At 72.4% G+C, this 12,779-nt stretch carries 14 protein-coding genes; 2 read left to right on the top strand and 12 right to left on the bottom strand.

Features of this window, described 5'->3' with window-relative positions:
* Window positions 1-16 precede the first annotated feature (16 nt).
* The 9 genes from ACFUJR_RS08760 to ACFUJR_RS08720 form a co-directional block, all read right to left on the bottom strand.
* The gene (locus tag ACFUJR_RS08760; protein ID WP_383174633.1) at window positions 17-1,114 is read right to left on the bottom strand and encodes an ATP-binding protein; all 1,098 of its coding nucleotides are present in this window, start codon (window positions 1,112-1,114) and stop codon (window positions 17-19) included.
* The gene (locus ACFUJR_RS08755) at window positions 1,111-1,848 is read right to left on the bottom strand and encodes a response regulator transcription factor (RefSeq protein ID WP_383174635.1); all 738 of its coding nucleotides are present in this window, start codon (window positions 1,846-1,848) and stop codon (window positions 1,111-1,113) included. The genes ACFUJR_RS08760 and ACFUJR_RS08755 overlap by 4 nt, the downstream gene beginning before the upstream one ends.
* A 59-nt stretch (window positions 1,849-1,907) precedes the next feature.
* Window positions 1,908-2,573 (bottom strand): spermidine synthase, encoded by a 666-nt coding sequence (locus ACFUJR_RS08750; protein ID WP_383174638.1) that lies wholly within the window; start codon window positions 2,571-2,573, stop codon window positions 1,908-1,910.
* A gap of 116 nt (window positions 2,574-2,689) precedes the next feature.
* Window positions 2,690-3,097, bottom strand: a complete 408-nt coding sequence (locus ACFUJR_RS08745; protein ID WP_383174641.1) for a glycoside hydrolase family 3 C-terminal domain-containing protein — start codon at window positions 3,095-3,097, stop codon at window positions 2,690-2,692.
* Window positions 3,098-3,611: 514 nt separating this feature from the next.
* A complete protein-coding gene (locus tag ACFUJR_RS08740) occupies window positions 3,612-4,187 on the bottom strand; it encodes a hypothetical protein (protein ID WP_383174644.1) in 576 nt (191 codons plus the stop codon).
* Between the two features lie 16 nt (window positions 4,188-4,203).
* On the bottom strand, window positions 4,204-4,452 hold the full coding sequence (locus ACFUJR_RS08735; RefSeq protein WP_383174647.1) for a hypothetical protein: 249 nt from the start codon (window positions 4,450-4,452) through the stop codon (window positions 4,204-4,206).
* Window positions 4,449-4,688 (bottom strand): hypothetical protein, encoded by a 240-nt coding sequence (locus tag ACFUJR_RS08730; RefSeq protein WP_383174650.1) that lies wholly within the window; start codon window positions 4,686-4,688, stop codon window positions 4,449-4,451. The genes ACFUJR_RS08735 and ACFUJR_RS08730 overlap by 4 nt, the downstream gene beginning before the upstream one ends.
* Window positions 4,654-5,358: an RNA polymerase sigma factor gene (locus ACFUJR_RS08725; protein ID WP_383174653.1), complete on the bottom strand. Its 705-nt coding sequence runs from the start codon at window positions 5,356-5,358 to the stop codon at window positions 4,654-4,656. Before ACFUJR_RS08725 ends, ACFUJR_RS08730 begins: the two co-directional genes overlap by 35 nt.
* A gap of 157 nt (window positions 5,359-5,515) precedes the next feature.
* A complete protein-coding gene (locus ACFUJR_RS08720) occupies window positions 5,516-6,166 on the bottom strand; it encodes a DNA alkylation repair protein (RefSeq protein WP_383174681.1) in 651 nt (216 codons plus the stop codon).
* A 192-nt stretch (window positions 6,167-6,358) separates the two neighbouring features.
* Here ACFUJR_RS08720 and lon point away from each other — a divergent pair, with 192 nt between their 5' ends.
* The gene (lon, locus tag ACFUJR_RS08715; protein ID WP_383174656.1) at window positions 6,359-8,770 is read left to right on the top strand and encodes an endopeptidase La; all 2,412 of its coding nucleotides are present in this window, start codon (window positions 6,359-6,361) and stop codon (window positions 8,768-8,770) included.
* 128 nt (window positions 8,771-8,898) lie between these two features.
* Here lon and ACFUJR_RS08710 read toward each other — a convergent pair whose 3' ends face one another.
* Both ACFUJR_RS08710 and ACFUJR_RS08705 read right to left on the bottom strand, forming a co-directional pair.
* Window positions 8,899-9,762 carry a lytic polysaccharide monooxygenase gene (locus ACFUJR_RS08710; RefSeq protein WP_383174659.1) on the bottom strand — a complete coding sequence of 288 codons (864 nt, stop codon included), beginning with the start codon at window positions 9,760-9,762 and terminating at the stop codon, window positions 8,899-8,901.
* Between the two features lie 337 nt (window positions 9,763-10,099).
* Window positions 10,100-10,921 carry a lysozyme gene (locus tag ACFUJR_RS08705; protein ID WP_383174662.1) on the bottom strand — a complete coding sequence of 274 codons (822 nt, stop codon included), beginning with the start codon at window positions 10,919-10,921 and terminating at the stop codon, window positions 10,100-10,102.
* A 210-nt stretch (window positions 10,922-11,131) separates the two neighbouring features.
* On the opposite strand from ACFUJR_RS08705, the gene ACFUJR_RS08700 reads away from it, so the two are divergent.
* Window positions 11,132-11,614 (top strand): MarR family winged helix-turn-helix transcriptional regulator, encoded by a 483-nt coding sequence (locus ACFUJR_RS08700; RefSeq protein WP_383174665.1) that lies wholly within the window; start codon window positions 11,132-11,134, stop codon window positions 11,612-11,614.
* Between the two features lie 29 nt (window positions 11,615-11,643).
* Here ACFUJR_RS08700 and ACFUJR_RS08695 read toward each other — a convergent pair whose 3' ends face one another.
* Window positions 11,644-12,426, bottom strand: a complete 783-nt coding sequence (locus tag ACFUJR_RS08695) for a hypothetical protein (protein WP_383174668.1) — start codon at window positions 12,424-12,426, stop codon at window positions 11,644-11,646.
* Between the last annotated feature and the right edge of the window lie 353 nt (window positions 12,427-12,779).

Here is a 12,779-nt window from a genome sequence, read left to right as displayed (position 1 = left end):
CCAGTTCGACCCTACGTCAATCGCGCGCCGGAATGCTTCCCGGAAGAGTGACCTGGATGCGGCAGCCGCGTGAGGATTCGGCCACACCGATCTCGCCGCCGTGCAGATCCACGGCCCAACGGGCGATCGCCAGCCCCAGCCCCGTACCGCCGTCGCTGCCCTTGGCGGACTGGGCCGGCACCTCTCCCCGGTTGAAGCGCTCGAAGACCGTGTGACGGAGCGACTCCGGGATCCCCGGGCCCTCGTCCTCGACTTCGAGGGCCAGTGAGTCCGGCCACGACCCGCGCCGTGCCCGTACGGTCACCCGGCCGTGCGGAGGGGAGTGCTTCACCGCGTTGTCGATCAGGTTCGCCATCACCTGGTGCAGCCGCTCCGCGTCCGCGTGCGCGGTCAGCTCGGGCGGCGAGACGTCCAGATGCAGATGGACGTCCGTACGGTTGTGCAGCCCCGACGTCGAGGACAGGCCGCGCTGGGACGCGGCGAGGTTGGCCTCGCGGAGCACGCCAGAGAGGTACGGCCAGACTTCGAGACGCCGCGCCTTGAGCGTGACGACACCGTTGTCAAGACGCGACAGGTCGAGCAGGGTCTCGACCAGCCGGCCGAGCCGCTCGGTCTGTCTCAGGGCCGTCCGCATCGTCTCCGGATCGGCCTCGGAGACGCCGTCGACGACGTTCTCCAGGACGGCGCGGAGGGCGGCGATCGGGGTGCGCAGTTCGTGCGAGACGTTGGCGACCAGTTCCTTGCGGTGCCGGTCGACCGCCTCCAGGTCGTCCGCCATGCGGTTGATCGTCGAGGCGAGGTCGCCCAGCTCGTCGCGGCGGTCCGCGCCGCGCACGCGCCGGCTGAAGTCGCCGCGCGAGATCGACCCGGCCACCGCGTTCATCTCGTCCAGCGGCGCCGTCAGGGACTGCGCCACGAACTGGGTGATCAACAGCGTCGCGATCATCGCGAAGATCGTGATGTACCGGAACTCCGTGGAGGTCCGGATCGCCACCAGCGCGAGCCCGGAGGTCAGCAGGACCGCCCCGACGACCAGCATGCCCAGCTTGGTCTTGATCGAGATCACGATCCGGCGCCTGCTCCGGCGCTCGGGGCGCTGCCCCCGGCGGCTCATGACGCCGGCGTCTCCAGTGCGTAACCGACGCCATGGACCGTACGGATCCGCTCCGCCCCGATCTTCCGGCGCAGTGCCTTGATGTGGCTGTCCACCGTGCGCGTGCCGGAGGCGTCCGCCCAGTCCCAGACCTCGGCGAGCAGCTGCTCGCGGGAGAGCACCGCGCGCGGGGTGTTCGCCAGACAGACCAGCAGGTCGAACTCGGTCGGCGTCAGATGCACGTCCTCGTTGCGGACCCTGACCCGGCGCTGCGCGTGGTCGATCTCCAGCTCGCCGAGGCGCAGGATCCCGCTCCGCGGGGTCACGGCCGCCAGCGCGGCGCGCTCCACCCGGCGCAGCAGGACGTGCACCCGAGCGGCCAGCTCACGCATCGAGAACGGCTTGGTCATGTAGTCGTCGGCGCCGACACCTAGCCCCACCAGCATGTCCGTCTCGTCGTCCCGCGCGGTCAGCATCAGGACCGGTACCGGACGCTGGGCCTGGACCCGGCGGCAGACCTCCAGGCCGTCGAAGCCGGGCAGCATCACGTCGAGGACCATCAGGTCGGGCTGCCAGGCCTCGGCCGCGTCCACGGCCGCCGGGCCGTCGGTCGCCGTCTGGACGAGGAACCCCTCCGCCCGCAGCCGCGCGGAGATCGCATCCACGATCGTCGTGTCGTCCTCGACGACCAGCACTCGCCGCTGCGCACCCGGAGTGGCCGCCGCACCGTGGTGAGTGGTGTGTGTCTGCTCCATCGCCCCGCCTCGCATCGCTGGTGTCGGCCAGCAGCCTAGAGGCACGGGGAGCGTCCCGGCTACGCAGGCCTGAGGGCGAGGTGCACCACGTCAGGGACGCCCCGGGCAACCGTGATCTCTTCGGTCCGTACCCCGCTGAATCCGGCATTCCGCAATGACTCTTCGAAATTGGCGGACGGCTTGGCGGACCACACGGCGAGGATTCCGCCGGGGTTCAGACGCCTTGCGCAGGCCCTCAACCCCTCGGCGGAGTAAAGGCTTTGGTTGTCCTCGGTCACGGTCCAGTCGGGTCCGTTGTCGATGTCCAGACAGAGGGCGTCGTAGCGGTCCGGGGAGGTGTGGACGTAGTCGACCAGGTCCGTGCGAAGGATCACGTTGCGCGGATCGGCCAGAGCCGCTCCGGAGATCGCGGCCAGCGGTCCCTCGTGGTGCCAGTCGATGATCGCCTGCTCGCGCTCGACGACCACGATCCTGGCCCAGCGGGGGTCGGCGGAGGCGTGCGCGAGGGAGAAGCCGACGCCGAGACCGCCGATCAGTACGGAGGCGCCGGGCCGGCCGCCGAGCGCGTCCATCGCCGCGTCGACCAGCAGCCGCTCCGAGCGGCCGTCGGAGGTGTCCATCAGGAAGGTGCCGTTGGCGATGATCTCGAAATGCTCGTCGCGCCGACGCAGCACGACCTCGCCGTACGGTCCCTCGCGGCGGTCGAGGGTGACGGGCTGGGGCATGGGTACTCGCTCCGATCGGGCTCTCGGGGATCGTCGTGGCCGTCCATCCTCGCGGGATGCCGGTGGCCTGGACAACCGGAAGAGAACAGTCCGGGGCCGGGCCCCCACGGTCGGTCTCAGATCGTCAGGCCGTGGCCATGGGCGAAGACCGGGTCCGCCGTGTCGTTCGGGACGTCCGGGCGGGCCGCCTCCACCGCCGCCTTCGAGCGCGGCAGCTCGAAGGGGAGCCGCCCCTCCGCCGTCGCCCGGCCGAACGCCACGTCGAGCAGGGCGTCGTCGCCCGCCCCGTAGTCGGCGATCAGCGCCGCCGCCCGCTCGGCGATCTCCGGCAGGACGGCCGGGCGCTCCAGGTTGACGCAGACCACCGTCGGGACCGTGGCGAGCAGCGACAGGATCCGGGCCAGCTCGGCCTCCTCGAAGGCGAGCGAGCCGGAGTGGAAGAAGGACTCGAAGCGGTTCGGCCGCTCCTCGTACGGCGTGCGCAGACGCAGTACCGCCAGGTCCGCCTCGGCGGGGGCGGTCACGACGTCCCCGTACGCGGCCGCGACCTCCGGGGCGACGTTCTCGACGTACAGCTTCGGGCGTCCGGTCAGGGGCAGCGGTCCGTTCGTGAGGACCGTGAGCGGGCGGCGCTGGGCCGCCGCGCCCGCGGCCTTGAAGTCGTCTCGGCCGACCGTCTCGGCCGCCTCGTCCGGGTCGACGTACCGCCGTTGGTCGAAGAGTCCCGTACGGAGGCGTCGATCCGCTCCTCCGGGATCCGGCCCGACCCGACCAGCTCCACGATCACCTCGGGCACTGCTCGCCGCCGAACTGGTCCGAGTCCGCGTCCAGCGCCTTCGCCGCCCGCTCGGTGAGGGGGCGGTCCGCCAGGCCCGGTCCGTCAGGCCGGTCGGTCAGGGGCCGGTCCCTCAGGGGCTGGTCGGTCGAGGGCCGGTCGGTCGAGGGTCGGTGCGTCAGGGGCCGGTCCCGACGGGGGAGGGGCCCCGGGGATCCCGTGAGGGGGCGGTCCCGCCAGGCCCGGTCCGTCAGGCCGATCCGTCAGGGGCCGGTCGGGGGACCGCCGTCGGGGAGGGCCTCGAAGACGCGTTGCAGCGCGGGAGGACGCTCGCCGTCCGCCGCGACCACGACGCGGTACCGGTACGTGAAGACGTACTGGAAGCCGTCGTGGACGGTGCCTCCCGTCGGCCGGGCGGGGACCTTCGCGTAGGCCGGGTCCTCCAGCGCCGCGCGAAGCTCGGCCACTTCGGCGGCGGTCATGCGCCCCGCGCGCGGCTCCTCCGTCCCGGACCGGGTGGTGTAGCTGCCGTCGTAGTGGACGACCAGCTGGTTGCGGACGCCGGCGAGACCGCCGTTGACGTTCACCTCGACGAGGACCTCGCGCGGACCGGGCTCGTGATCGTTGCGCACGGTCCCGTCCGTCCCGGTCGGGACCGGCGGGACGGAGACGTCGCCGGTCCGGTCCGGTGTCGGTACCGATGCGGGTGCCGGGGTTCCCTCCCGGGGCGCGGCGGGCCCCGGCGGGGTGCCCTGGTCGCCGCAGCCGGTCAGCGTCAGCGCCGGAACCAGTGCCGCCGAAGCGGCCCAGAGCCTCGTGTTACCGCCCTTGAGCGTCATGGACACGATCCTGCCCTCACCCGACCCGGTTGACCAGGGCCGCGAGCGCGGAGTCGAGACGGGGACCGTACGGCCCGCTCCGCACCGCCTGGTCGACGGCGTCCACGCATGCCCTGCACTGTTCGAGATGGGCCTCGGCGTGGCCGAGGACGTCGGGGGAGAGTGCTCCGCGGGCGTACCCCTCCACCCAGTCCGCGGGCAGATGCCGATGCCGTGCGGGCGCGGGCGCGGGGGCGGGGGCGGCAGGGGGAGAGAACTCGGTCATGCGGGGGCCGCTTTCGGAAGTGGGGGGGGCGGAGCGAGGGCGTGGGCGGAGGCCTGATCAGGGGTGGGGGCGGAGACCTGGTCGGGGGCGGGGGCGAGGTCCCGGTCGGAGGTGGGGGCGGAGACCTGTTCGGGGGTGTGGGCGAGGTCCTGGTCGGGGGTGCGGGCGGAGACCTGGTCGGGGGCTGGCGTGGTGGCCTGGTCACGGGCGGGGGCGGGGGACCCGGTCGCGGTCATGGGCACCCCCTCCGCCGGTTCCCTGGCCGCCGTTCCCCCGGATGCCGTCCACCGCCTCCGCCTCGCCCTGGGCCACGATCCACTCACGCAGCCGGGCGCAGCCGCGGGCGGCGCGGGCCTTGACCGTGCCCTCGGGGACGGCCAGGCGCTCGGCGGTCTCGCGGACGCTGAAGTGCTGGAGGTAGCGCAGCTCGATGACCTCGCGCTGCGGGGCCGGGAGCCCGGCGAGCGCGTAGGCGATGGCCGCGTAACGGGGCGAGGAGGCCAGCAGGCACTCCTCTGCCGATGGCGCGGCTCCGGCGGAGGAGGGCGTGTGCTCGCGGGCCCGGTCCGCCAGGGCGCGCTGGCGGCCGGCGGCCCGTTCGAGGTCGACCGCGCGGCAGTGGGCTATTCGCCGTAGCCAGGCGGGAACGCTGCCCTCGTGGAAGCCGGAGGCGCTCTTCCACACGGTCAGGAAGGTCTCCTGGACGGCGTCCTCGACGGTCTGGGCGGGGAAGCCGCGGTTGAGGAGATGGGCGAAGAGGGGGCCGGCGTGCCGGGCGAAGAGCCGGGACAGCGCGTCCTTGTCGCCGTCGGCCACGGCGTGGACAAGATCCCCGTCGCACGCGTCGTCCTCGACCGCCGGCCGGTCCTCGGTGCACTGCCCGCACCCGGGATAACTCGTCGTCACGACGGGTGAACGCGCCGGAGGGGTGCGGAGGTTGCAGTTCCGCGTGCTCTTTCCCGAGACGCGCCGGGTGCCGGCACGTCGTACGAGGCCAAACGCCCCCGCCCCCGTCCCCGCCCCGGTTCCCGTCCCCGGCCCCGCCCCCGGTCCCGGCCCCACGTCACGCCTGGCTGATCTCCTGGCGGCGCACCATCTCGGCGATCCAGGCGGGGGCGAACGGAGAGGTGCAGTTCGGGGCGGTCGGGTAGTCCTTGAGGACCTCCAGGCGCTCGCCGATGCCGACCGCGCGGGCGCGGTGCTCGGGGTGCTGGATCCCGATCTGGGCCAGGCAGGTGTTCATCGCCCACTGCAGCCGGTCGGGGGCGTCCTTCATCTCCGCCTCGACGACGTCGAGCAGCCCGTCGAGGTCCAGGCCGGCGGGCTTCCTCACCACGCGCTCGGCGGTCAGCGCCCAGCCGGCGCTCGCGACCACGGGGTCCGGGTCCGCCGACCAGGCGAGGCGCAGCTCCTCGGCGTGCGGGCTCTTCTTCACCACGTAGTTCACGAGCCAGTCGTGCACCTTGGGCGCCCGCGCCTCGCGCACCATGGTGTCCAGCTCGTCCCGCTCGAACGCCTTCGGTCGGCAGACCAGCAGCGCCAGGAGCCTCGCGGCGGTGACGTCCGTCGCCCAGAGATCGCGGGCGAGATCCTGCTGCGTCCTGAGTTCCTTCGCGAGCGCGCGCAGCCTGGTGAGGTTCACGCCGTGGTCGTCACCGCGCTTCTCGTTCGCGGCGCGCATCTTCGGGTCCTCGAGCCCGGCCAGGTCGGCCATGACATCCGCCACCGTCTTCGTCCCGGCCACCTCGGTCTCCTGTTCCTCGCGAAGGAAACCAGCCTACGGCCGGCCGAAACCGATACACCCTGCCGCGCCTCGATCGCTCAGAGCGAACGCCCCTTGGGGAACATCCCACGGCTCATGTGCATTGAGTCCACATAGCTCAACTTGACTGCCGAAGGGGAGATCATGGCTGCTGAGTCCATGGCGTCCGTGCCGCTCACTCTGCCTGTGCTGCCGCTCGACGACGAGGTCGTGCTGCCCGGGATGGTCGTGCCGCTGGACCTGTCCGACAACGACGTACGCGCCGCGGTCGAGGCCGCCCAGGCCGCCGCCCGTTCCGGGACCGGCAAGCCCAGGGTGCTCCTCGTGCCCCGGGTCGACGGGACGTACGCCGGGACCGGCGTCCTCGGCACCGTCGAGCAGGTCGGCCGGTTGTCCGACGGCGACCCCGGCGCGCTCGTCCGCGGCCGCGGACGCGTCAGGATCGGTGCCGGTACGACGGGCCCCGGCGCCGCTCTCTGGGTCGAGGGCACCGCCGTCGAGGAGGCCCTGCCCGACCCGCTGCCCGGCTCCGTGACCGAGCTGGTCAAGGAGTACAAGGCGCTGGCCACCAGCTGGCTGAAGAAGCGCGGCGCCTGGCAGGTCGTGGACCGCGTCCAGCAGATCGACGGCGTCTCCGCCCTCGCCGACAACTCCGGCTACTCGCCCTTCCTCACCCTTGAGCAGAAGGTCGAGCTCCTGGAGACCGCCGACCCGGTCGCCCGCCTCAGGCTCGCCACGGCCCAGCTCCGCGACCACCTGGCCGAGCAGGACGTGGCCGAGTCCATCGCGAAGGACGTCCAGGAGGGCGTCGACAAGCAGCAGCGCGAGTTCCTGCTGCGCCGCCAGCTCGACGCCGTACGCAAGGAGCTGCGCGACCTCAACGGCGAGACGGACGGCGACGAGTCCGACGACTACCGGGCCCGCGTCGAGGCCGCCGACCTGCCGTCGAGCGTGCGAGAGGCGGCGCTCAAGGAGGTCGAGAAGCTGGAGCGGTCCAGCGACCAGTCCCCGGAGGGCTCCTGGATCCGCACCTGGCTCGACACCGTCCTCGAACTGCCGTGGAACGAGAGGACCGAGGACCAGTACGACATCCAGGGTGCCAAGGCGATCCTCGACGCCGAGCACGCGGGCCTGGACGACGTGAAGGAACGGATCACCGAGTACCTGGCGGTCCGCAAGCGGCGCGCCGAGCGCGGGCTCGGGGTCGTCGGCGGCCGTCGCGGCGGCGCGGTCCTGGCCCTGGTCGGCCCGCCCGGTGTGGGAAAGACGTCGCTGGGCGAATCGGTCGCGCACGCGATGGGACGGAAGTTCGTCCGGGTCGCGCTCGGCGGCGTTCGGGACGAGGCGGAGATCCGCGGCCACCGCCGTACGTACGTCGGCGCGCTGCCGGGCCGGATCGTACGGGCGATCAAGGAGGCCGGGTCGATGAACCCGGTGGTCCTGCTCGACGAGATCGACAAGGTCGGCTCCGACTACCGAGGCGACCCGGCGGCCGCGCTCCTCGAAGTCCTCGACCCGGCGCAGAACCACACCTTCCGCGACCACTACCTGGAGGTCGAACTCGACCTCTCCGACGTCGTCTTCCTGGCGACGGCGAACGTCCTGGAAGCCATCCCGGAGGCGCTGCTCGACCGGATGGAGCTGGTGCGCCTCGACGGGTACACGGAGGACGAGAAGGTCGTCATCGCCCGCGACCACCTGCTGCCCCGGCAGCTGGAGCGTGCGGGTCTGGAGCCGGGTGAGGTGGTCCTGGCGGACGCGTCGCTGCGGAAGCTGGCGGGCGAGTACACCCGTGAGGCGGGCGTACGGAACCTGGAGCGGTCCATCGCGCGGCTGCTGCGGAAGGTCGCGGCGCAGCACGAACTGGGAGACCGGGAGCTGCCGTTCACGGTCGGCGTCGACGATCTGCGCGGGCTGATCGGGCGTCCGCACCACATCCCGGAGTCCGCCCAGGACCCGGCCGAGCGCCGTACGGCGGTTCCGGGCGTGGCGACCGGGCTTGCCGTCACGGGCGCGGGCGGTGACGTCCTCTTCGTGGAGGCGTCGCTCGCCGACCCGGAGACGGGCGCGGCGGGGCTGACCCTGACGGGCCAGCTGGGCGACGTCATGAAGGAGTCCGCGCAGATCGCGCTCTCCTTCCTGCGTTCGCACGGCGCGGAGCTGGAGCTGCCCGTGACCGGTCTGAAGGACCGGGGCGTGCACATCCACTTCCCGGCGGGAGCGGTGCCGAAGGACGGCCCGAGTGCGGGCATCACGATGACGACGGCCCTGGCGTCGCTGCTCTCCGGCCGGCTGGTCCGGACGGACGTGGCGATGACCGGTGAGGTGTCGCTGACCGGCCGGGTCCTCCCGATCGGCGGCGTGAAGCAGAAGCTGCTCGCGGCCCACCGGGCCGGCGTCACGACGGTCGTGATCCCGAAGCGGAACGAGGCGGACCTGGACGACGTCCCGGCCGAGATCCTGGAGAGGCTGGAGGTCCACCCGGTGACGGACGTCCGCCAGGTCCTGGAGATCGCCCTCACCCCGGCGGAGGTGACGGTGAGCGCGGCCGCGTAGGCGGTACGGCGGCACGCGGTACGGCGGTACTGCTGTACGGAGTGCGGCGACACGCGGTACGGCGGTGCCGCCGTACGAGGAGCGGGGCGTCCCTGATCGGGGGCGCCCCGCTCCACTCGTACCGCCGCCTACGACACGTTCCGGCGCCGCGTCAGGAGCAGGCTGCCCGCGCCGAAGGCCGCCAGCGCGCCCGCCCCCGCGAGGGCCAGGGGGAGCGGGGACGGGGAGGTCCGCGCGGCCTCGGCCGAGAGCGCCGGGGCCTGCTCGTCACCGCCATGACCCGCGTGGCTCACCGTCGAACGGTCGGCACCCGCGGCGATCTTGGCCTCGCTCGGTGCCGAGCCCGCCACCGTCGTCGCACCGCCGTAGGTGACGTCCGAGCAGCTGTAGAACGCCTCCGGGCTGTCGTTGCGCTGCCAGACCTTGTAGACGATGTGGCGGCCGGTGCGCGCGGGCAGGTCGCCGGTGAAGTCGTAGTAGCCGTCCGTCGAGGTGCGCGGGGTGGCGTAGGTGGCCACGGGCGTCGCGTCCAGGTCCGACCACTTCAGCGGCTTGGTGGGGTCGAAGCCCTGCTTGGTGATGTAGACCGTCATCGTGCCCGAATGGGGCGCCGTGACCCGGACCTTGAAGTCGAAGGAGCCCGCCCCGACCGCCGTCGCGGGCCAGTCCGTCCGGGCCCAGTCCAGCGCGCGGTACTTCTCGCGGTTGGCCGAGCAGAGCTTGCCGTCGGGGATGACCACCTGGTGCTGCCCGTCGGCGTTGGCGATGTTCACCTCGTTCCAGTCGTAGAGCGGCTGGGTTCCGGAGTCGGCGACGAGGTCCTTGCAGACCTGGGAGTCGGGGGACTCGGGCCCCTCCGCGTAGCAGGCCGCGACCCGGCTCACCGGGTTGAAGACCGCGCCGTGCGCTCCCGCGGCGGACGGGGTGAGGGGGATCAGCGCGGCCGCGGACAGGGTGACGGCTGCGGCGGTGCGGCGGTACGAGGACGGCATGTCGGGGCTCTCTCTCGTGCGTGGGGGAGGACGGAACGAGCAATGAGCGCGTGGCGTACGGAAGTTGAAAGCCGCACGCGTCGCCTCAGAGACTCGCATTGGTCCATACCAATCGGCAAGAGGGGGAGCGAAAAAGGCGGGGAGGGCGCAGGGGTGGGGTCGTCGGGCGACGGGGGAGTGGGTCGGCGAGCGGCGGGCGGCGGGCGGCGAGGGAGTGAGGCAGGCCGGCGGCGGGGGAGTGGGGAAGGCGGGCGACGGAGGAGCGGGAAGGCGAAGGCGGTCTCCCGGACGCGCCGCCGCGCATCCCGGAGACCGCCGAACGAGGGTGAAGGCCGGCTCAGCCGTTCGCCAGCGCCTTCACGCGCGAGAGGTCGCCGTTGAAGCGGTTGTGGTCGCCGACCGTCGGACCGGTCGAGGTGTACTGCCACATCGTGTAGTACGGCCAGCCGGCCGGCAGTGTGCCGACCGTCGAGGCGTACCGCGCGATCCACAGCGGGTTGCTCGCGCCGAAGCCGGCGTAGTTGCCCGTGCACTGCGTCCACCAGCTCGTCGCCGTGTAGATCACCGCGTCACGACCGGTCCGCGCCTTGTAGCGGTTCAGGAAGTCGCGGATCCACGTGACCATCGCCGACTGCGACTTGCCGTAACAGGTGGCGCCGTACGGGTTCCACTCGATGTCCAGCGCGCCCGGCAGGGTCTTGCCGTCCCTGGACCACCCGCCGCCGTTGTTGACGAAGTAGTCGGCCTGAGCCGTGCCCGTGGTCGTGTCCGGGGTGGCGAAGTGGTACGCGCCGCGGATCATGCCCACGTTGTACGAACCGTTGTACTGCTGCGCGAAGTAGGGGTTCTTGTAGTAGGTGCCTTCCGTCGCCTTGACGTAGGCCCACTTCACCCCGCTGTTCCACAGCGTGGACCAGGCCACGTTCCCCTGGTGGCTGGAGACGTCCACGCCTTCGGTCTGGGCGACCCGGGGCGTTCCGGGCGTGCCGCTCCGGCCGTCGTGTTCGATGACGCCCATGCCCATGTGGGCGGAGCCGCGTGGGGGAACTGCGTCGGTGTCGGCGGCGTTCGCCGGGCCGGTGAGGGCGAGGGGCAGGAGGAGGGCCAGGGCCGCGAGAGCGGCGCCGGCGAGGGTCTTTCCGGATCTGTGCACGGGCATTGCGTGCCTCCGAAAGGCTCGGTGGGGGAGCGTGCCGGACAGTCCTGGTGTGGACATGTCATTCAAGACGCTACGCACGTAGACCGGTTCGGCGGAAGGGGGGCCGGGTGCCGCCGTTGGTCTACGCCTGCGAAATACTGAAGGAGCTGCGGCGATGACCGCGGACGAAGGAAACTTTCAGCGACCGGAAAGCGCGCGAGGGGTGCTGACGTGCACGGAAGCGGTACGGGGAGTGAAGGCGAGTCCACTGCGAGGAGTGGTGTGGACCAGGAGTTCCTCGCCCTGGAACGGGAACTGGCGGTCTTTCTGCGCCGCGCCCGCGCCCAGTCCGGCGAGATGGCCCGCGAGGTCCATCCCGAGCTCGAATCCTCCGCGTACGGACTCTTCGTGCGGCTCGACGACACCGGGCCCCAGCGCGCCACCGAACTCGCGGGCTACTTCGGCGTCGGCAAGGCGACCATGAGCCGCCAGCTGCGCGCCCTCGAAGAGCTCGGACTCGTCGCCCGCGACCCCGACCCCGCCGACGGACGCGCCTCGCTCGTGCGGCTGACCGAGGAGGGCCGGCTCCGCTTCCGGCGGGTACGGGACGCGCGGCGCGGGCGGTACGTCCGCAAGCTCGCGGACTGGGACCGCGGCGAGGTGGCCGAACTGGCCCGCCTGCTCCACCAGCTGAACACCCGCGCCGAGGGCTGAGCCCTGGGAGGACCCTGGGCCGGGCCCGTTCAGAGGACCGTGTACACCGCCGTCGCGTCGTCGTGGAGCTTCCAGCGAAGGCTCCGGCCCGCCGCCTCGTTCCCCGCCTCCAGCGACCGGACGCGCGCCAGCAGCCCGTGGGCGCCCTCCTTCCCGAGCACCCCCATGCAGTCCGCCCAGTCGCCCTGCCCGAACAGCTCCACCCAGCGCGCCGCCCCGTCCGTGAGCGCCGCCAGCGCCCGCACGGCCGCCCGGGGCGTCGTCCCGGTGACCGCCCGCCGTGCCACGTCCGGGTCCGCCGCGGCCGTGAAGAAGCCGCCCTCGCGGTTCCGCAGCCGGTCCGTCGCCTCCAGCGAACGCCTGACCGTGTCCGGGATCCTGTCGAGACGGTCGTCGAGCACCGCCCGTACGGACCCGTCGGGCGCTGCCAGGAGGAGCACGGCGTCCGACAGCACGAGGTACTCGACGGTCGCCGCGTCCCAGCGCGCCATCGACACGGTCGCCTGGGGCGTGCGTACGTGAGAAAGGTCACAGCTGTCGCGGTGGGCGTCCGCGGTTCGCCGGATTGCCTCCGCGAGGATCCCGTCCAGCGTCATGTCACGCCGCGAAGCGGACAGTTCGGTCAGTGCGCCGCCCAGGCGGGCGGTGAACCACGGCACGTCGTGCACACAACCGTCATCGCCCGCCGGCGGTGTCACCCCGTCGAGGACCACCACCGTCCCGCCCGCGCCGGACGCGGGAAGAGCCGTGGCCGCCCAGTCCTCGTTGGGGCGTTCGGGGTGGCCGGGGAGGGTGGCGACTTCGGTGCGCATGATCCCCAGTCTGCCCTCGGCCGACCGGGCCCGCACCGCGCCTTCACGGCGTCTCCATGGAGCCGAACATGGCCTGTACCAAGGCCTCCAGGGCCGCACGAGAGGCGGAAGCGGAACCTCCGGCAAGCTGCGGGTGGGCATCCTGCCAAAGGCGGGGCGGAAGATCCAACCGGCGCACCGCGCGGACGTGCGGAGGGCGCCGCCGGAAGTTGTTCCCCAACTCGGGATTGTTGTTCACTCGTTCGGGTGGCGGAGCGGCCGATGCGCGTCCCCTTCCCAGAAGCGCTGGAATGGTCGGAAGCCGTACCAGGGGTGGGGGCGCTCTAACACGTGACCGGTCGTCACCTCTGCTT

It is taken from the genome of Streptomyces sp. NPDC057271 (genome assembly GCF_042668715.1).
Lineage (GTDB): Bacteria > Actinomycetota > Actinomycetes > Streptomycetales > Streptomycetaceae > Streptomyces.
Note: the sequence above shows the minus strand (reverse complement) of the source record. Positions and strands in the feature narration are given on the sequence as shown.

Bases quoted from the DNA above. Each gene is read 5' to 3' on its own strand.
- ACFUJR_RS08760 (WP_383174633.1), bottom strand. From the start codon at position 1,114: ATGAGCCGCCGGGGGCAGCGCCCCGAGCGCCGGAGCAGGCGCCGGATC.
- ACFUJR_RS08755 (WP_383174635.1), bottom strand. From the start codon at position 1,848: ATGGAGCAGACACACACCACTCACCACGGTGCGGCGGCCACTCCGGGT.
- ACFUJR_RS08710 (WP_383174659.1), bottom strand. From the start codon at position 9,762: ATGCCGTCCTCGTACCGCCGCACCGCCGCAGCCGTCACCCTGTCCGCG.
- ACFUJR_RS08740 (WP_383174644.1), bottom strand. From the start codon at position 4,187: ATGACGCTCAAGGGCGGTAACACGAGGCTCTGGGCCGCTTCGGCGGCA.
- ACFUJR_RS08730 (WP_383174650.1), bottom strand. From the start codon at position 4,688: ATGACCGCGACCGGGTCCCCCGCCCCCGCCCGTGACCAGGCCACCACG.
- lon (WP_383174656.1), top strand. From the start codon at position 6,359: ATGGCTGCTGAGTCCATGGCGTCCGTGCCGCTCACTCTGCCTGTGCTG.
- ACFUJR_RS08750 (WP_383174638.1), bottom strand. From the start codon at position 2,573: ATGCCCCAGCCCGTCACCCTCGACCGCCGCGAGGGACCGTACGGCGAG.
- ACFUJR_RS08695 (WP_383174668.1), bottom strand. From the start codon at position 12,426: ATGCGCACCGAAGTCGCCACCCTCCCCGGCCACCCCGAACGCCCCAAC.
- ACFUJR_RS08720 (WP_383174681.1), bottom strand. From the start codon at position 6,166: ATGGCCGACCTGGCCGGGCTCGAGGACCCGAAGATGCGCGCCGCGAAC.
- ACFUJR_RS08705 (WP_383174662.1), bottom strand. From the start codon at position 10,921: ATGCCCGTGCACAGATCCGGAAAGACCCTCGCCGGCGCCGCTCTCGCG.
- ACFUJR_RS08735 (WP_383174647.1), bottom strand. From the start codon at position 4,452: ATGACCGAGTTCTCTCCCCCTGCCGCCCCCGCCCCCGCGCCCGCGCCC.